Source organism: Roseomonas sp. HF4, from assembly GCF_005222755.1.
In the GTDB taxonomy this organism is placed as follows: Bacteria; Pseudomonadota; Alphaproteobacteria; order Acetobacterales; family Acetobacteraceae; genus Neoroseomonas.
The window spans coordinates 163,473-181,933 of sequence record NZ_STGD01000007.1 but is presented as its reverse complement, the minus strand read 5'-3'; the positions used below and the strand labels follow the sequence as shown (position 1 = coordinate 181,933).

Sequence of the window (18,461 nt, the reverse complement as noted above, 5' to 3'; positions counted from 1 at the left end):
GACGGATGCAAGCCCCCGGCTTCCCGCTGCCCCCGCGCGGTGCCAGGATCGGCTTCCCGAACACGGAGGATCCCCCGATGCCCGACGCCCTTCCCGAGAGCCCGGCACCGGGCGTGAGCGGTCCCGAGATGATGGGCAACCTCGGCGAGATCGCACGCTGGGTGAAGCTGTCGGGCACGGCGGAGGAGCGCGAGGCGCTCTCCTTCATCGAACGCCGCATGCGCGACTACGGCTACCGGACCCAGACGCTGCTGCACGACGCCTTCATCAGCCTGCCGGGGAAGGCGGCCGTTCTGGTGGACGGCACGCCGGTCACGGCGATCACGCAGTCCTTCTCGCAGCCCTCCCCGGCGGGCGGGCTGTCGGGCATTCCGCTGTATGTCGGCCACGGGACCGCAGCGGATTTCGCGGGCCGCGACCTCGCGGGCCGCATCCTGCTGATCGAGGGCATGGCGACGCCCGCGACGGCGCAGCGCGCGACGCGCGCCGGCGCGGCGGGACAGCTGCACATCAGCCACCACGAGCACATCCACGAGATGTGCATCTCGCCCGTCTGGGGCAGCCCCGGCGCGGGCACGATCGCGGAGATGCCGCGCACCGTCGCGTGTTCCATCGCGCAGGCCGACGGCGCGGCGATCCGCGACGCGCTGCTGGCCGGAAAGCAGCCGGTCGTCACGCTGCATGCCGAGGTGGACACGGGCTGGCGCAAGACGCCGATCCTGGTCGCGGACCTCGACGGGCCGGGCGGGGCCGAGGATCCCTTCGTGCTTTTCTCCGGCCACCACGACACCTGGTACCACGGCGTGATGGACAACGGCTCTGCCAATGCCGGCATGATGGAGGTCGCGCGGGTCTGCGCCGCGCGGCGCGGCGAATGGAAGCGGGGCTTGCGCGTCTGCTTCTGGTCCGGCCATTCGCATGGCCGCTATTCCGGCTCGGCCTGGTATGCGGATGCGCATTGGGACGAGCTCGACCGGCGCTGCGTCGCGCATGTCAACGTGGACAGCCTGGGCGGCACGGGCGCGACGGTGCTCGCCAACGCCGCCGCCATGGCGGAGCTGCACCACCTGGCGGCCGAGGCCATCACGCGGACCACCAACCAGGACTATCGCGGCAAGCGCAAGAACCGCAGCAGCGACGACAGCTTCGTGGGCATCGGCGTGCCGTCCATGTTCGGCACGCTGAGCGAGCAGCCCGCGAAGCACGAGGCCGCGCGCAACGCGCTCGGCTGGTGGTGGCACACGCCGCACGACCTGATCGACAAGGTGGACGAGGCGAACCTCGTGCGCGATGCGCGGATCATGACCGACGTGGTGTGGCGGCTGCTCGCGACGCCGGTCGTGCCGCTCGATCACGCCGCGACGGCAGCCTCGCTGCTCGCCGAGCTCGCGCCGCTGGCCGGCCCTCTCGCGGGGCGCTTCCCGATCGCGCCGCTGGGCGAGGCCGCGCGCCGCGTGCAGGCGGCCGCGCAGGCCGTCGCCGCGCGCGCCCCGTCCGCGGGCCCGGAAGCCGCCGCCGCGGCCAGCGCCGCGCTGATGCGCGCCTCGCGCGCGCTGGTGCCGGCGGACTATACCGCGGGCGATCGCTTCCTCCACCCGCATGCGCTGCCCATGCCCGACTGGGCGACGCTGCAGCCGATCCGCGATCTCGCCGCCACGAAACCCGGCAGCGACGCCGAGAAATTCGCCGCGGTGGACGCGCTGCGCGCGCGCAACCGCCTCGCCTTCGCGCTGCGGGAGGCGGAGGCGGCGCTGGGCGACGCTGTCGCCGCGCTCGGCTGAGCGCCACGCATGTCGTCACGACCCTGAAGTTGTTGGGAAGGAAGGGCGGGCGGAGAAGGGAACTTCTCCCCCCGCACCCCCCTCAACCTTATCTGGCACCTGGAACCCCGCCTCCCAGGATGGGCGCCAGGTGACAAAGAAGGGAGGGGGATCGGGGGAGGTTCTCCTCCCCCGACCTATCCGATCCGCGTCAATCCGCCGCGCGGGCCCGGCGCGCCGCGGTGTGCCGATTCTCCGGCACCTTGAGCCCAAGGTTCTCCCGCAGCGTCCGCCCTTCATAGGCAGTGCGGAAGATGCCGCGGCGCTGCAGTTCGGGGATGACGAGGTTGGAGAATTCCTCGAACGGCCCGGGGTAGTAGTTGCAGATCACGTTGAACCCGTCCGCCGCGTCCTTGTCGAGCCATTCCTGCATCTCGTCGGCGATGTACTCCGGCGTGCCCACCAGCACGCGGTGGCCCTGCGCGGCGGAGACCGAGCGCGCCACCTGGCGCAGCGTCATGTTGTGCTTCTTCGCCATGTTCATGATGAGTGCCTGGCGCGACTTGGCGGCGTTCGTCTCCGGCAGGTCGGGCATCGGCCCGTCCAACGGATAGGAGAAGATGTCGACGCCGCGCGTGAAGCGCGCCAGGGCGGCCAGGGCCACGTCGTCCGGCAGCAGGGCCTGCAGCCGGTCGTACTTCTCCTGCGCCTCCTCCATGGTGCGGCCGATCACGGGCGTGATGCCGGGCATGATCTTGATGTCGTCCGACGTGCGGCCGTACTTCGCGGTGCGGCCCTTCACGTCCGCGAAGAATTCCCGCGCGGCGGCGAGTTCCGTCTGCGCCGTGAAGACCACGTCGGCCGTGCGGGCCGCGAGCTCCCGCCCCGGCTCGGACGATCCCGCCTGCGCCACCACGGGCCGCCCCTGCGGCGTGCGGGAGACGTTGAGCGGCCCGCGCACGTTGAAGTGCTTGCCGTGATGGTCGAGGAAATGCATCCGGTCGCGGTCGAACCAGACGCCGCTGTCCTTGTCCTTGAGGAAGGCCTCGGCCTCCCAGGAATCCCAGAGGCCGGCCACGACCTCGTAGAACTCGATGGCGCGCTCGTAGCGCGCGGCGTGGTCCACATGGGTGTCGAGGTTGAAGTTGCCGGCCTCGTCCTCGATCTGGCTGGTCACGAGGTTCCACCCGCAGCGCCCGCCCGAGATGTGGTCGATCGTCGCGAAGCGGCGGGCGATGTTGTAGGGCTCGTTGAAGGTCGTCGTCGCGGTCGCGACCAGGCCGATATGCGTCGTGCCCATGGCCAGCGCCGCGAGGCAGGCGGTGGGCTCCAGCTTCACGATGCGCGACAGGCGCGTGCGCGTCATGTCGCCGGCCTTGAGCGCGTCCGACCCGCCGACCGCCACCGTGTCCTGGAAGAAGATGGTGTCATAGAGGGCGCGCTCGGCGGTCTGCGCGAGGCGCATGTACCAGCCGAAATCCATGTCGCAGTCGGTGTCGGCGTCGGGGTGCCGCCAGCCGGCGAGGTGGTTGCCCGGCACGCTGAGGAAGGCGCCGAGCTTGAGCTGTTTCCTGGCCATGTCCTGGTCCTTCAGCGTGCGGGGCGGATGCCGGTGGCCATGGTGTACTGGTCGCCGCGCGGCGCGAGCGTGAGGTTCCGCGTCGTGCCCCAGCCGGCGCGGACGAAGAAGACCGGGATGATGCCGACATCCTCCATCACGCGCCGCACCGCCTGCTGCGTGAGCGCCTCGCGCTCCGTGTCGTCGAGCGTGCCCTCGATGCGTTCGAGCAGCGCGTCGAGCGTCGCGTCGGAATAGCGCCCGCGGTTCGAGGCGCCCTGGCGCTCGGCCGGGTTGTAGGTGCGCAGGATGGTGTTCATGCCCTCGGGCGCCGCGCCGGTCGTGGTGAAGAACATCGAGCCGGACAGCGAGAATTCAGGCCCGCCGGCGGCTGGCGCCCGGTTGGCGCGGCGGAAGAAGATAGAGGCCGGCAGCGCCTCGACCTCGGTGCGGATGCCGATGGCGGTGAACATCTGGCCGATCGCCTGGCAGCTGCGCGCGTCGCCGGCGAAGCGGTCGGCCGTGCATTGCAGTGTCAGGCCGAAGCCTTGCGGGTAGCCGGCCTCGGCGAGCAGCGCGCGCGCGCGGGCCGGGTCGTAGGCAGGGATGCCGAGGTCGGGCACGTGCCCGATATAGCCGGCCGGCGCGATCTGGCCCGCGGCTTCCGCGCCGCCCTCCATGGCGCGCTCCGCGAGGCCGACGCGGTTCAGCGCATGCGAGAGCGCGCGGCGCACGCGCACGTCGCGCAGCGGGTTGGGCGACAGCGGCTGGCCGTCGGCGCCGGTGACGAAGGGGGAGACCTCCCGCCCGCTGTCGACGTAGAGGTAGAAGTTGAACCCCGAGGTGGAGGTGACGAGGTTGAAGCGCGGGTCGCTGCGCACGCGGCCGTAGAGCGCGGGCGGCACCGCGTCCACCACCTCTATGTCGCCGGCAAGCAGCGCCGAGACGCGCGCGCTGTCGTTCGGGATGAAGCGGTAGACGACGCGCTGCCAGGGCTCGGGTGGCGCCCAGTGGCGCGCCGCGCGCTCGATCGTGACGTCCGCGCCGCGGTTGAAGCGGACCCAGCGATAGGGCCCGGTGCCGACGGCGGCGCGGCCGCCGTTGAAGTCGTCCTCCGTCGCGCTGTCGCCGACCGCGGCGGCCGAGACGATCATGATCGAGGCCAGGTTGTTCGGCAGCAGCGGCGAGGGCCCGTCGGTGCGGATGCGCACGGTCCGCGCGTCCACCTCCTCGACGCCCACCACGCTGCGCATCTGCGCGCTGTAGGTGCGCAGGCCCCGCGCCTCCCCCGCGCGGCGGAGCGAGAAGGCGACATCGGCCGGCCGCAGCGGCGTGCCGTCGTGGAAGGTGACGCCCTCGCGCAGGCGGAATTCCCAGGTCGAGGCATCCACCACGCGCCAGGATTCCGCGAGGCCCGGGATCGGGCGCAGGTTCTCGTCCTGGAACACCAGGGATTCGTAGACGTGCATCTGCACGTTGCGGTTCGGGCTGTAGGACTGGTGCGGGTCGGACCCGTCCACCGCCGCCTTCATCCCGATGCGCAGCGTCTGCGCCGCCGCGGGCATCGCCGCGAGCGCGCCGGCCAGGACCAGCGCCAGTCCCCGGAACGTCTTCTGCATGGTGGATCTCCCGGTCGGTGTCATTGGGCGGCGTCGCCGAGCGCCGTCGCGACATGGGCGCGACGCGCCGCGGCCGCCGGATGCTCGGGCCAGGCAAGGCCGAGGTTCTCGCGCAGCGTCCGCCCCTCGTAGGCGGTGCGGTAGAGGCCGCGGCGCTGCAGTTCGGGGATGACGAGGTCCACGACATCGTCGAGGCCGCCGGGCAGCCAGGTCGGCAGCAGGTTGAAGCCGTCAGCGCCGCCGCCGTGGAACCATTCCTCCATCGCGTCGGCGATGTCGGCGGGCGTGCCGATCACCATCCGGTGCCCGTTGCCCCCGGCAATGGAGAGATAGAGCTGGCGGATCGAAAGGTTCCCGCGCCGCGCCATGTCGAGGAAGATCTGACCGCGGCTGTGGTCGCGGCGGTTCGCGGGCTCCGGCACGGGACCGTCGAGGTCGTGGCCCGACAGGTCGCCGAGGTAGTTCGCCAGCGCGCCGAGCCCGACGACGGGCTGCACCAGCTCCTGCAGCACCGCGTAGCTGTCCTCGGCCTCCTGCCGGGTGCGGCCGGGCACGGCCATGATGCCGGGCATGATCTTCAACTGCCCGGGGTCGCGCCCGTACTTCGCCATGCGGCCCTTGACGTCCTGGTAGTAGGCGCGCGCGTCCTCGAGCGTCTGGGCGGCGGCGTAGATCACGTCGGCGGTCGCGGCCGCGAGTTCGCGGCCCTGGTCGGAGGCGCCCGCCTGCACGATGATGGGCCGGCCCTGCGGCGTGCGCTGGACATTGAGCGGCCCCTTCACGCGGAAATGCGCGCCCTCGTGGTTCAGCACATGGACCTTGGCCGGGTCGTAGTTGAGGCCGCTCGCCTTGTCGCGGACGAAGGCGTCGTCCTCCCAGGACTCCCAGAGGCCCTTGACCACCTCGACGAACTCGATGGCGCGATCGTAGCGGCCGCCCTTGGGCGGCGCGCCGTCGAGGCCGAAATTCTGCGCCTCCATGTCGGTCGCGCTGGTCACCACGTTCCAGCCGGCGCGGCCGCCGCTGATATGGTCGAGCGAGGCGAATTTCCGCGCGACGTGATAGGGCTCGTTGTAGGTGGTCGAGGCGGTGGCCACGAGCCCCACGCGGCTCGTCACCATGGCCAGCGCCGAGAGCAGCGTCAGCGGCTCGAACTGAACGTTCTTGCAGACGCGGGAGAGCGAGCCCGCCGGGACGTCGTTGAACCGGATGCCGACGCCGTCCGCGAGGAAGGCCATGTCGAGCAGCCCGCGCTCCGCCGCCTGGGCGACGCGCACGGCATGCGCAAGTTCCATGTTGCCGCCGGCCGAGGCGTCCGGATGGCGCCAGGCCGCGAGATGGTAGCCCATCCCGATCATCGAGACGCCAAGTCGGATGCGGCGCGGTGCGGCCATCTCCGAAACTCCGATGCTGTCGTCCGCGGAGAGGGGTCCGCACCGCTCGCCTGGCGCAGGAATCTTGCCGCACGAACAGGGAAACACTCCCCCGCAGGCGTGGCAAGCCGCGTTCCGGCGCGGAAGTGCCGCGCGACGCCCCGGGCCGGACATCCGATCCGCGCATACGCGGCAACGGACGCGGAAAGCGCCAGGACGGCGACGATGCCGACGCACGCATGGCCGGCGCCGCGCAGACCGCGCGCGGCGCCATGCGGCATGGACATACTTTGTCATGATCCGGCGCTGCGCCGTCGCACACATCCCGCCATGCAGGGGCCTTGCAGGAGCCCCGGATGCCTCATCCTCCCGTCTCGCGCCATCTGCCGGCCCGGCTGCGGGTCGTTGCCGCCGCGGTGGCGGCGCTGCTCGTTCTCCCTTGGGCCGCGGCGGCGCACGAAGGGCACGACCACGGCGCCGCGCCCGAGGCGGTCGCCGCCGCCCTGCCGCGGGCGGAGGCGCACAGCGACCTGTTCGAGATCGTGGCGATCCTCCAGCCTGGCGGCGCGCTGGCGGTCACGCTCGACCGCTACGCCGACAACAGCCCTCTCGACGGCGCCGTCACGCTGACGCTGGACGGCCAGGAGGTTCCCGCGGAACGCCAGGGCATCGGGCTGTTCGTGGCGCGGCACCCGGCATTGCTGCGCCCCGGGCAGCTCGATCTGGTCTTCACCGTCACGGCGGGCGAGGAGATGGACCTGCTCACTGCGACGCTCGAGGTGCCCGTGCCGGCGGAGGCGGCCGGCACCGCGGCGGGCCTGCCGGACCTGCTGCGCCAGTCGCCGGTCCAGGCCGGAATCGGCCTCGGCCTGCTGGTGCTGGGCCTGCTGCTCGGCCGTGCCTCCGTGCGGCGGCCCCCGCCGCCCATGGTGGAGGAGACGGCGGTCCCACGCCCGGCCGACCCCGCCACGGTCATCCCCCGCCGCGCCGCGGCGCTGCTGCTCGGCGCGGCGCTGGCCGCCGACCCCGCGCACGCCCAGCAGGCGCTGGTCACGGGGGAGGCGCCCCGACGCCTGCCGGACGGCGCCATCTTCGTCCCCAAGCCGTCGCAGCGCCTGCTCAGCCTTCGCACGCAGCTCACCGAGACCGGCGAGGCCTCGGCCGCGCTCCGCATGGTCGGCACGCTGGTGCCCGACCCGAACGCCTCCGGCCGGGTGCAGGCCAGCCAGAACGGCCGCCTGGAGCCCGGCGATGCCGGCTTTCCAGCGCTCGGCCAGCAGGTCGAGCGCGGCCAGGTGCTGGCCTATGTCACGCCGACCTACAGCGCGGCCGAGCGCGGCAGCCTGATCCAGAACGCCGCCGAGCTGGATGCGCAGATCACGATCCTCGAGGCGCGGGTGCGCCGCCTGACGACGCTGCGCGGCACGGTGGCGGAGCGCGAGATCGTCGATGCCCAGGCCGAGCTGGCCGGCGCGCGGCAGCGGCGCACGGCGATCCAGCCCGCGCTCTCGGGGCGCGAGGCGCTGGTCGCGCCCGTCACGGGCATCGTCTCCACGGTGCGCGGCGCGGTCGGGCAGTTGGTGGACAGCGCGACCACGGTGGTCGAGATCGTGGATCCGACACGGCTCTGGGTCGAGGCGCTGGCCTTCGACCGGGCGGCGCTGGAACGCATCACCGGCGCCAACGCCACCTTGCCGGATGGCCGCGTGCTGGACCTCGTGTTCATGGGCCGTGGCCTGACCGTGCGCCAGCAGGCGGTGCCGGTGAACTTCCGGGTCGAGGCGCCGCCACCGGACGCGCCGATCGGCAGCTCGGTGCTGGTCACGCTGCGCACGGCGCGCGCCGTTCAGGGCATCGTGCTGCCCGCCGATGCGGTGGTGCGCAGCGCCGAGGGCCCGCCCGTGGTCTTCGAGCACGCGACGGCCGAGCGCTTCATCCCCCGCCAGGTGCGCGTGCAGCCGCTGGATGGCACGCGGGTGGTGGTGACCGCCGGGATCGAGCCGGGAAAGCGCGTGGTGGTGCAGGGCGCGGCGCTGATCGCCCAGGTTCGCTGACCGGGATGCCCTGAGCCATGCTGTTCAACGCCATCGTCGGCTTCTCGCTGCGCAACCGGATCTTCGTACTGGTGGCGGCCGTGCTGGTCAGCCTCTATGGCGCCTTCACCCTGTCGCGCATGCCGGTCGATGTCTTCCCGGACCTCAACAAGCCGACCGTGACCCTGATGACCGAGGCCGAGGGCTTCGCGCCCGAGGAGGTCGAGCAGCTCGTCACCTTCCCGATCGAGACGGCGGTGAACGGGCTGCCGGGTGTCACGCGCGTGCGCTCGGTCTCCTCGGTCGGGCTGTCCATCGTGTTTGTCGAGTTCGACTGGGGGGCCGACATCTGGCGCGCGCGCCAGCAGGTCAGCGAACGGCTCGGCCAGATCCAGGCACAGCTGCCGCCCAGGGTGCTGCCCACGCTGGCGCCGGTCTCCTCGATCATGGGGGAGATCATGCTGGTCGCCATGACCGCGGCGCCCGGTGGCGCGATCGGCCCGATGGACCTGCGCGACCTCGCGGACTGGGTGATGCGCCCGCGGCTGCTGACCATCCCGGGCATTTCCCAGGTCATCCCGATCGGCGGCGAGGTGCGCCAGTTCCGCGTCATGCCGGACCTCGACCGGCTGCACGCGCTCGACCTGACCAGCGACGCGCTGATCGCGGCACTCCGCCAGTTCGGCGCCAATGCCGGCGGCGGCTACGTGGACCAGGCGGGGCGCGAGTTCCTGATCCGCAACATCGGCCGCACCACCTCGCTCGAGGACCTGCGCAACGCCACCGTCGGCTTCCGGGAAGGCCAGCCCATCGCGCTCCGCCAGGTGGCACAGGTCGAGTACGGCGCGCGCTTCAAGCGCGGCGAGGCGGGTGTGGACGGGCAGCCCGCGGTGATCCTCGCCATCGCAAAGCAGCCCGGCGCCGACACCATCCGCCTGACCCGCGCGGTGGAGGCGGCGCTCGCCGAATTGCAGGCCGGCATGCCGCGCGGCGTGGTGGCGGACCGCATCAAGTTCCGCCAGGCGGACTTCATCGCGCAATCCATCGCGAACCTGCAGCAGGTGCTGGCCGAGGCCTTCGTCGTCGTGGCGATCGTGCTGTTCGCCTTCCTGCTCAACACGCGCACCACCTTCATCTCGCTGACGGCGATCCCGCTGTCGATCCTGCTGACGGCGATCGTGTTCGCGGCCTTCGGCCTGTCCATCAACACCATGACGCTGGGCGGGCTCGCCATCGCGGTGGGTGAACTGGTGGACGACGCGGTGGTGGACGTGGAGAACATCCTCCGCCGCCTCAAGGAGAACGCCGCGCGCGCCGTGCCGGAGCCGGTGATGCAGGTGGTGGTCGCCGCCAGCGCCGAGGTCCGCTCGGGCATCGTCTACGCCACGCTGATCATCGTGCTGGTCTTCCTGCCGCTGTTCGCGCTGACCGGGATCGAGGGCCGATTGTTCGCACCGCTCGGCATCGCCTACATCGTCTCGATCCTGTGCTCGCTGCTGGTGGCCGTGACCGTCACGCCGGTGCTGTCCTATTGGCTGCTGCCGGGGATGCGGCGGATGCATGCGGGCGACGGCGCGCTGGTGCGGTTTCTGAAGGCCGGGCAGGACCGGCTGCTGCGCTGGGCCTTCGCGCACCGGGCGCTGGTGCTGGGCGTCGCCGCCGGCGGCGTGGCGATCGCCGCGGCCAGCGTGGCGTTCCTGCCGCGCGCCTTCCTGCCGCCCTTCAACGAGGGCACGCTGGTCATCAACGTCACCTACCAGCCGGGCATCTCGCTCGCGGAATCGGACGCGCTGGGCCGCGTGGCGGAACGGCTGCTGATGGAGGTGCCGGAGGTGAAGGGCGTCGGCCGCCGCACCGGCCGCGCTGAGCTCGACGAGCATGCCGAGGGCGTCCATTCCTCCGAGCTCGACCTCGACCTGCGCGAGGGCGGGCGGCCGCGCGCCGCGGTGCTGGCCGACATCCGCGCGCGACTTGCCGCCCTGCCGGCGGCGGTGAACATCGGCCAGCCGATCAGCCACCGGCTGGACCACATGCTCTCGGGCGTGCGGGCGCAGATCGCGCTGAAGATCTACGGCGACGACCTCGACACGCTGCGCACGCTGGCCGAGACGCTGCGCGGGCGGCTGGCGGCGAACGTGCCTGGCCTCGCCGACCTGCAGCTGGAACGCCAGGTCCGCATCCCGCAGCTGCGCATCGCGGTGGACCACGAGCGCGCCGGTCTCTACGGCGTCTCGGCCGCGGCGCTGACCGAGACGCTGGAATCGCTGACGGGCGGCATCGTCGTCAGCCAGATCCTGGACGGTGCGCGGCGCTTCGACGTGGTGCTGCGCCTGGCCGACGAGGACCGCACCACGGCCCGGCTCGCCGAGGCGCTGGTGCCGACGCCGCATGGCCGCATCCCGCTCGGGCTGCTCGCGCGGGTCGAGGAGGGCGACGGCCCGAACCAGATCCTGCGCGAGGGCGCGCGGCGGCGCATCGTGGTGCTGGCGAACACGGCGCCGGGGTCGGACATGGCGCAGGTGATCGCGGGCATCCGCGGCGAACTCGCCCGCGTCCCGATGCCCACGGGCTACACGACGGCGCTGGAGGGCACCTTCCAGGCGCAGGAGGAAGCGATGCGGACCATCGCCCTGCTGGCGCTGGTGTCGCTGTCGCTGATCTTCGTGGTGCTCTATTCGCGCTACCGCTCGGCCATGCTGGCGGCCATCATCATGGGCAACGTGCCGCTCGCGCTGATCGGCGCCGTCGCGGCCATCTGGATCGCGGACCAGCCGCTCTCGGTCGCGACGCTGGTGGGCTTCGTGACGCTGACCGGCATCACGACGCGCAACGGCATCCTGAAGGTGAGCCACTACCTCAACCTGGCGCTGCACGAGGGCGAGCGCTGGGGCCTGGCGCTCGTGCTGCGCGGTTCGGCGGAACGCCTGACGCCGGTGCTGATGACCGCGCTGTCCGCCGGCCTCGCGCTGATCCCGCTCGCGATCGGCGCCGACGCGCCCGGCAAGGAGATCCTGCACCCGGTCGCCATCACCATCCTGGGCGGCCTCGTCAGCGCCACGCTGCTGGATACGCTGGTCACGCCCATCCTGTTCCACCGCTTCGGCCGCCCGGCGCTGGAACGCCTGCGCGCCGAGGCCGCGGAACGGCGTGCTGGCGGGGCGCTCGCCCCCGAGACATTCTGATCCCAGGAGACCCCGATGCCGACCAAGCGCACCATGATCGCCGCCGCACTGCTGGGCCTGCCGTCCCTCGCGCTGGCGCATGGCCCCGCGCGCGGGCCGAATGGCGGCCAGATGCAGGACATCGGCAGCTACCACGGCGAGCTGCTCGCACAGGACGGGCGCCTCACCTTCTTCCTGTTCGACTCGAGCGACCGCCCGCTCCCGGCGACCGGCGCGACCGCCACGGCCATCGTGCTCGCCGGGGGGCGCCAGCAGACCGTGACCTTCGCGCCGCGTCCCGACGGCACGGCGCTGGTCGCCAGCGGGGATTTCCGGGCCGATCCGGGCCTGCGCGTGGTCGTGCAGCTCGTCCCCGCGGCCGGCCAGCCCCGCATCCAGGCGCGCTACGCGCCGGTCGAACCGGCCAGATGAGCGAGGGCGCGGAACGCCGGCTGCTCGACCCCGAGGCGCATGTCCTCGTCGTCGAGGATGACGGCGAGATGCGCAACCTCGTCGCGCGTCTGCTGCGGGAATCGGGCTTCCGCGTCTCGGCGGCGCGGGACGGGCGCGAGATGTGGGACCTGCTGGACAGCCCCGCCGGCCCGCCGGAGCTGATCCTGCTGGACGTGATGCTGCCGGGGCCCTCGGGCCTCGACCTGCTGCGCCGCCTGCGGGAGCGCTCCCGCGTGCCGGTGCTGATGCTGACCGCGCGCGGCGAGGAGATGGACCGCGTACTCGGCCTCGAGCTCGGCGCCGACGACTATGTCTCGAAGCCCTTCGCCCCGCGCGAGCTGGTGGCCCGCGTCCGCGCGCTGCTGCGGCGCGCCGCGCCCGCCGAGGCGCAGCCCGACCCGCGGTCGCGCCGGCTCGCCTTCGCCGGATGGGTCCTGGACACGGCGCGGCGCGACCTCACCTCGCCCGAGGGCGTCGCGGTCGACCTGTCGGGCGCTGAGTACGACCTGCTGATGGCTTTCCTCGAGCATCCGCAGCGCGTGCTGTCGCGCGAGCAGCTGCTGGAGGTCGCGCGGCGCCGGGTCAGCGGCGATCCCTTCGACCGCACGGTCGACGTGCAGGTCAGCCGCCTGCGCCGCAAGATCGAGCCCGAGGACGACAGCCCTTCGCTCATCAAGACCGTGCGCGGCGTCGGCTACGTGCTGGTCGCGGACGTGGCGCGCGCGTGAGGTCCGCCTGGCCCGCGAGCCTGGCCGGCCGCATCACGCTGCTGCTGCTGGGCGGGCTGATGCTGCTGCATGTCGGCAGCATGTGGGTGCATGAGCGGGCGCTGCGCGACACCGAGCAGGGCGCGCGGCTGGAGCGGCTGGCCGACCGGCTGGCGGCCGCCCGCGTGGCCGTCGCCGCGCTGCCCGAGGATTCGCGCGACGCGGCGGCGCATGCGGTGTCGCGCCCCGGCCTCGAGATCCACTGGGACCGCGTGCCCCCCCTCGCCGCCGCGCCGCCGCCCGACGCGCTGGCGCAGGCTGCCGCGCGGCTCGGCCCCGGCGCGCGGATCGGCTGGGACCCGAAGGCCGAGCCGGGCCACCGGCTGATCGGCGCGCTGCCGGCCGAGGGCGGCGGCTGGATCGTCTTCTCGGCGCCCTGGCTCGGCGCCGGCGGCGGGGCGCTCGACCATGGCGCCGTCGCCTCGATGGTCGCCATGGCGGTCGGCATCGCGCTGGTGTCGATCCTGGTGGTGCGCTGGATCACCGGGCCGCTGCGGCGGCTCTCGGCGGCGGCCGACAGGATCGGCCGCGACCCCACGCCGCGCCCGGTGCCCACCGAGGGGCCGGAGGAGGTGCGCCATGCGGCCGCCGCCTTCAACGCCATGCAGCACCGCATCGCGCGCCTGCTGGAGGACCGCACTGAGGCGCTCGCGGGCATGAGCCACGACCTGCGCACGCCGCTGTCGCGCTTGCAGCTGCGCGTCGGCTTCCTGCCGGAGGGCGAGGAGCGTGCGCGGCTCGAAGCGGACATCGCCGAGATGGAGCAGATGATCGCCCGCACCCTCGACTACATCCGCGAGGGCCGCGACGCCGAGCCGATCCGCCCGACCGACCTCGCGGCGATCCTGCAGACCCTGGCCTCCGACGCCGCCGACCAGGGACACGATGTCGCCTATGAGGGACCGGGGCGCGCGGTGCTGCCGCTGCGGCCCCTGGCGGCGAAGCGGGCAGTGTCGAACCTGGTCGAGAACGCGCTCCGCCATGGCCGCCCCCCGGTGCGGCTGCGCATCCGCGCCGAGGGGCCGGCAGTCGCGGTCGAGGTGGCCGATGCGGGCGACGGCATCGCCGAGGCCGACCGGGCCCGCGCCGTGGCGCCCTTCATGCAGCTGGACGCGGCGCGGGGCGGCGCGGGGGCGGGGCTCGGCCTCGCCATCGCGCAGCGCTTCGCCGAGGCGAGCGAGGGCCGCCTCGAATTGCGGACGGCGCCCGAGGGCGGGCTGCTGGCACGGCTGCGGCTGCCCCGGGAGGGCGGCTGATACCGAGCGGACGAAGGTTTCACCCTCGCCCTCCCAGACGCGTCGTGCCGAAGGCACGCCTTCAGACGCGTCACGCCGAAGGCACGCCTTCGGCGCGACGTGCCGCGGATCCGCGCGGCCTGGCTTCGCGGCACAGGCCGCGGCGCCCGTTCGGGCGCTCGGCCCTTCGGGCCGCAGGTCTGAATTTCGTCCGCCGGGCATGTGGCCCACCAGCGACATGTTTTGTCATGCGGCCGAGACGCTCCGACGGGCCCCGGGCGCCATTCTCGGCGGGACGAAACAACGGAGTCCTTCCCATGCGCCGCATGCTCATCGCCGCCACCGCCGCTGTCGCCCTGGTGGGCGGCGGCGCGTTCATGCTGGCCCGCGCCCAGTCGCAGCACGGCCACGGCATGCCGGCCATGCCGGGCCAGACGGCACCGGGCCATGCCATGCCCATGATGCCTGGCCAGATGGCGCCGGGCCAGGGCATGCCCATGATGCCCGGCCATGGCGCCGCCGGGCACGGCGCGACGCAGTTGCCGGCCGGCGCGTCGGCGGCGACACGGGCCTTCGTCGAAGCCAACGCACGGATGCACCGCGACATGGAGATCGCGTGGTCGGGCAATGCCGACCGCGACTTTGCCGCGGCGATGATCCCGCACCACCAGGGCGCGATCGACATGGCGCGGATCATCATGGAGCACGGGCGCGACCCCGAGGTCCGCGCCCTGGCCGAGAACATCATCCGCGACCAGGAACGCGAAATCGCGCAGATGCGCGCGATCGTCGCGCGGATGCCGGCACGGTGATGCGCGCGACGTCCCGGACGGCCTGCGCGCCGGCCGGGACGTCGCCGACGCTGCCGCGGCGGGCGGGGTGGATCTGCACGATCGCCCCGCCGTCGCGCAGAGCACGGCGGGACCTGCGGGCCCTGTCCTGCCGTCAATGCTGATCAGCCCCGCGGATGTGGCAATGCCTGGGCATGCGGCCTAGGTTCCTGACGTGATGGACCTGCGTGCAACCGCGTCGCACGGCGCCCGCATGCGCTTCACCGACGCCAGGCCGGACTGACCCGGGCGCCGGCGGAGCCGCCGGCCACCCGGCGCGCCATCCGAGGAGGACCGCAATGACCGGTCACCACCCCGCCCACGGCCCACGCGCAGCACCCGCGACCGAGGGGGCCACGGTCAAGGATCCCGTCTGCGGCATGGCCGTCGATCCGTCCCGCAGCCCGCACCGCGCCGAACATGGCGGGGCCACGCACCATTTCTGCTCCGCGGGCTGCCGCGCGACATTCATCGCCGACCCGGGCAGGTTCACGGCCGCGAAGCCGGCCCTTCGGGCAGATGCGGTGGCACCGGGCACGATCTGGACCTGCCCGATGCATCCGCAGGTCCGGCAGGACCGTCCCGGCAACTGCCCGATCTGCGGCATGGCGCTGGAACCCGAGACGCCGACGGCGGCGACCGGCCCGAACCCCGAACTGGTGGATTTCACGCGGCGCTTCCGGATCGGCCTCGTTCTCACCCTGCCCGTCTTCCTGCTGGAGATGGGCGGGCACATGACCGGGATGCTGCACCTCGTGGGCGGGCCGCGGGTGGCCAACTGGTTGCAGTTCGCCTTCGCGACGCCGGTCGTGCTGTGGGCCGGCTGGCCGTTCTTCGTGCGCGGCTGGCGGAGCCTCGTGACCCGCAGCCTCAACATGTTCACGCTGATCGCGCTCGGCACCGGCGTCGCGTGGCTGTTCAGCGTGGTGGCGACGGCGGCGCCGCAGGCCTTCCCCGCGGCCTTCCGCGCGGCGGACGGCTCGGTCGCCGTCTACTTCGAGGCCGCGGCGGTGATCGTGGTGCTGGTGCTGCTCGGCCAGGTTCTCGAATTGCGGGCGCGCGAGAGGACGGGCGGCGCGATACGCGCCCTGCTCGACCTCGCCCCCGCCCGGGCGCGGCGCCTGCGCGAGGATGGCGGCGAGGAGGAGGTGCCGCTCGCCGCCGTCGCGGTGGGCGACCGGCTGCGCGTGCGTCCGGGCGACAAGGTCCCCCTCGACGGCGACGTGGTCGAGGGCGCCTCCAACGTGGACGAGAGCCTGGTGACCGGCGAATCCGTGCCGGTCGCGAAGGCCGCGGGCGACCCGGTGATCGGCGGCACCCTGAACGGCCAGGGCAGCTTCGTGATGCGCGCCGGGCGGGTGGGCGAGGACACGGTGCTGGCGCAGATCGTGCGGATGGTCGCCGGCGCGCAACGGTCCCGCGCCCCGATCCAGCGCGTGGCGGACCAGGTGAGCGCCTGGTTCGTGCCGCTGGTCGTCGTCGTCGCCGGCCTCGCCTTCGTCGCCTGGTCCGTCTGGGGTCCCGAGCCGCGGCTCGCCCATGCGATGATCGCGGCGGTGACGGTTCTGATCATCGCCTGTCCCTGCGCGCTCGGCCTCGCGACGCCAATGAGCATCATGGTCGGTGTCGGGCGCGGCGCGCAGGCCGGCGTGCTGATCAAGAACGCCGAGGCGCTGGAGCGCATGGAGCGGATGGACACGCTCGTCGTCGACAAGACGGGGACGCTGACGGAAGGGCGGCCGCAGGTCGTCGCGCTGGTGCCCGCCGGGGGTCTGGGCGAGGAGGATCTGCTGCGCCTCGCCGCCGGGCTGGAGGTGCCGAGCCAGCACCCGCTCGCCGAGGCGGTGGTGCGCGCGGCGCAGGAGCGTGGCCTCGTCCCGCCGCCGGTCGAGGATTTCGACGCCCCCGCCGGCCGCGGCGTGACCGGACGCGTGGAAGGGCGCCGCGCCGCGATCGGCAATGCGGGGCTGATGCAGGAGGAAGGCGTCGAGGTCGCCGCGCTGGAGGCCGAGGCCGAACGCCTGCGCGGCGACGGCGCGACCGTCTTCTTCGTGGCGCGCGACGGGGCTGTCGCCGGGCTGGTGGCGGTGGCGGACCCGATCAAGGAGAGCACGCGATCCACGGTCTCCGCGCTGCAGCGCGCCGGCATCCGGGTGGTGATGCTGACCGGCGACAACCGGACCACGGCCGAGGCGGTCGCGCGGCGCCTCGGCATCGCCGAGGTCCAGGCCGAGGTTCTGCCGCAGGACAAGCAGCGCATCGTCGAGCGACTGAAGGCCGAGGGCCGCCACGTCGCGATGGCGGGCGACGGGGTGAACGACGCGCCGGCGCTGGCCGCGGCCGAGATCGGCATCGCCATGGGCACCGGCACGGATGTCGCGATCGAGAGCGCGGGGGTCACGCTCCTGGGCGGGGACCTGGCCGGCATCCTGCGCGCGCGGCGCCTGTCCATCGCGGTGATGCGCAACATCCGGCAGAACCTGGTCTTCGCCTTCGCCTACAACGCCGCGGGCGTGCCGGTGGCGGCCGGGGTGCTCTATCCGGTCTTCGGCATCCTGCTCTCCCCGGTGATCGCGGCGGCGGCGATGGCGATGTCGTCGGTGAGCGTCGTCGGCAACGCGCTGCGGCTGCGCGCGGCGCGCCTGGAGTGATGCCGCCGGCAGAAGATCCTCATTGCCTGACGGCCGAAGGTGAAACCCTCGGCCGTTCGGATGAGGGTGCCGGCGCGGCGGATACTGTCGCCCTGCCCGGCCCTCACCCGCCGCCAGCGGCTCCCGGCCCGGACGTCCCGAAGGCGTCGCGCGCGACCGCGGCCAGGTGGTGGTGCCCCATGCGCGCATAGGTGAGAGGATGCGCCCTGGCCGGATCCTGCTCGGCCTCGACCACCAGCCAGCCACCATATCCCGCCTGCGCGAGCGGTCGCAGCACCGCGGCGTAGTCGACGCAGCCATCGCCCGGCACCGTGAACACGCCGTCGAGCACCGCATCGAGGAAGCTGCGGTCGTCGCGCCGCGCGGCCACCATCGCCGCCGGCCGGATGTCCTTGCAATGGACATGGACGATCCGCGCCGCGTGACGCGCCGCCGCCGCCGCCGCATCCCCGCCCGCGAAGGTCAGGTGCCCCGTGTCGAGCAGCAGCCCGACCTCGGGTCCGGTGGCGGCCATCAGCCGGTCGACCTCGTCCGCCGTCTCGACCACCGTACCCATGTGGTGGTGGTAGGCGAGCGCGATTCCGCGCGCCGCCAGCCGCCGGCCCATCTCCGACAGGCGCGACGCCAGCAGGGCCCAGGCCGCGCCGTCCAGCACCGGGCGACGCGACAGCGCCACGTCGCGCAGGCCATGGACGCTGCCCGTCACCTCCGCATGCACCATCACGCGGCAGCCGAGCGCCGAGAGCAGCGCGACATGCGGCTCCGCCGCCGCCATCTCAGCATCGACGTCGCGTTCGAGAAGGCTGGACCCGTGCCAGCCCGAGACGAGCGCGAGGCCGTGCCGCTCCAGGACGGGGCGCAGCGTGCCGGCCGTGCGGGGAAACTTGTTGCCGAGCTCCACGCCCTCGAACCCCGCGAGCCGCGCCTCCGCGAGGCAGGTCTCGAGCGGCGTCTCCGCGCCGAGCTCGGGCATGTCGTCATTGGTCCAGGTCAGCGGGTTGATGCCGAGCCGCACGCCCAT

General features: G+C 73.1%; 12 protein-coding genes. 8 read left to right on the top strand and 4 right to left on the bottom strand.

Features of this window, described 5'->3' with window-relative positions; translation table 11 throughout:
- The first annotated feature begins 77 nt into the window (after nt 1-77).
- Nucleotides 78-1,781, top strand: coding sequence for a M28 family peptidase (locus E8M80_RS12945; RefSeq protein ID WP_137126112.1), 1,704 nt, complete (start codon nt 78-80; stop codon nt 1,779-1,781).
- A 190-nt stretch (nt 1,782-1,971) separates the two neighbouring features.
- On the opposite strand, the gene E8M80_RS12940 is transcribed toward E8M80_RS12945, so the two are convergent.
- Genes E8M80_RS12940 through E8M80_RS12930 form a run of 3 tightly spaced genes read right to left on the bottom strand, consistent with a single transcriptional unit; the run spans nt 1,972 to nt 6,331 of the window.
- Complete coding sequence (locus E8M80_RS12940) at nt 1,972-3,339, bottom strand: LLM class flavin-dependent oxidoreductase (RefSeq protein ID WP_137126111.1); 1,368 nt, start codon at nt 3,337-3,339, stop codon at nt 1,972-1,974.
- 11 nt (nt 3,340-3,350) lie between these two features.
- Nucleotides 3,351-4,937 carry an ABC transporter substrate-binding protein gene (locus tag E8M80_RS12935; RefSeq protein ID WP_170979375.1) on the bottom strand — a complete coding sequence of 529 codons (1,587 nt, stop codon included), beginning with the start codon at nt 4,935-4,937 and terminating at the stop codon, nt 3,351-3,353.
- Between the two features lie 20 nt (nt 4,938-4,957).
- A complete protein-coding gene (locus tag E8M80_RS12930) occupies nt 4,958-6,331 on the bottom strand; it encodes an LLM class flavin-dependent oxidoreductase (RefSeq protein WP_137126109.1) in 1,374 nt (457 codons plus the stop codon).
- A 335-nt stretch (nt 6,332-6,666) separates the two neighbouring features.
- On the opposite strand from E8M80_RS12930, the gene E8M80_RS12925 reads away from it, so the two are divergent.
- The 7 genes from E8M80_RS12925 to E8M80_RS12895 all read left to right on the top strand — a co-directional run bounded on the left by E8M80_RS12925 (nt 6,667) and on the right by E8M80_RS12895 (nt 17,440).
- Nucleotides 6,667-8,364 (top strand): efflux RND transporter periplasmic adaptor subunit, encoded by a 1,698-nt coding sequence (locus E8M80_RS12925; RefSeq protein WP_137126108.1) that lies wholly within the window; start codon nt 6,667-6,669, stop codon nt 8,362-8,364.
- Nucleotides 8,365-8,381: 17 nt separating this feature from the next.
- Nucleotides 8,382-11,525: an efflux RND transporter permease subunit gene (locus E8M80_RS12920; protein ID WP_370287410.1), complete on the top strand. Its 3,144-nt coding sequence runs from the start codon at nt 8,382-8,384 to the stop codon at nt 11,523-11,525.
- Nucleotides 11,526-11,540: 15 nt separating this feature from the next.
- Nucleotides 11,541-11,936: a hypothetical protein gene (locus E8M80_RS12915; protein ID WP_137126107.1), complete on the top strand. Its 396-nt coding sequence runs from the start codon at nt 11,541-11,543 to the stop codon at nt 11,934-11,936.
- Nucleotides 11,933-12,685 (top strand): response regulator transcription factor, encoded by a 753-nt coding sequence (locus tag E8M80_RS12910; RefSeq protein ID WP_137126106.1) that lies wholly within the window; start codon nt 11,933-11,935, stop codon nt 12,683-12,685. Before E8M80_RS12915 ends, E8M80_RS12910 begins: the two co-directional genes overlap by 4 nt.
- Nucleotides 12,682-13,980 (top strand): ATP-binding protein, encoded by a 1,299-nt coding sequence (locus E8M80_RS12905; RefSeq protein ID WP_137126105.1) that lies wholly within the window; start codon nt 12,682-12,684, stop codon nt 13,978-13,980. Before E8M80_RS12910 ends, E8M80_RS12905 begins: the two co-directional genes overlap by 4 nt.
- Before the next feature lie 296 nt (nt 13,981-14,276).
- Nucleotides 14,277-14,771 carry a DUF305 domain-containing protein gene (locus tag E8M80_RS12900; protein WP_240790017.1) on the top strand — a complete coding sequence of 165 codons (495 nt, stop codon included), beginning with the start codon at nt 14,277-14,279 and terminating at the stop codon, nt 14,769-14,771.
- A gap of 317 nt (nt 14,772-15,088) precedes the next feature.
- Nucleotides 15,089-17,440: a heavy metal translocating P-type ATPase gene (locus E8M80_RS12895; RefSeq protein WP_137126104.1), complete on the top strand. Its 2,352-nt coding sequence runs from the start codon at nt 15,089-15,091 to the stop codon at nt 17,438-17,440.
- A gap of 103 nt (nt 17,441-17,543) precedes the next feature.
- Here E8M80_RS12895 and iolE read toward each other — a convergent pair whose 3' ends face one another.
- Nucleotides 17,544-18,461: a myo-inosose-2 dehydratase gene (gene iolE, locus E8M80_RS12890; protein WP_137126103.1), complete on the bottom strand. Its 918-nt coding sequence runs from the start codon at nt 18,459-18,461 to the stop codon at nt 17,544-17,546.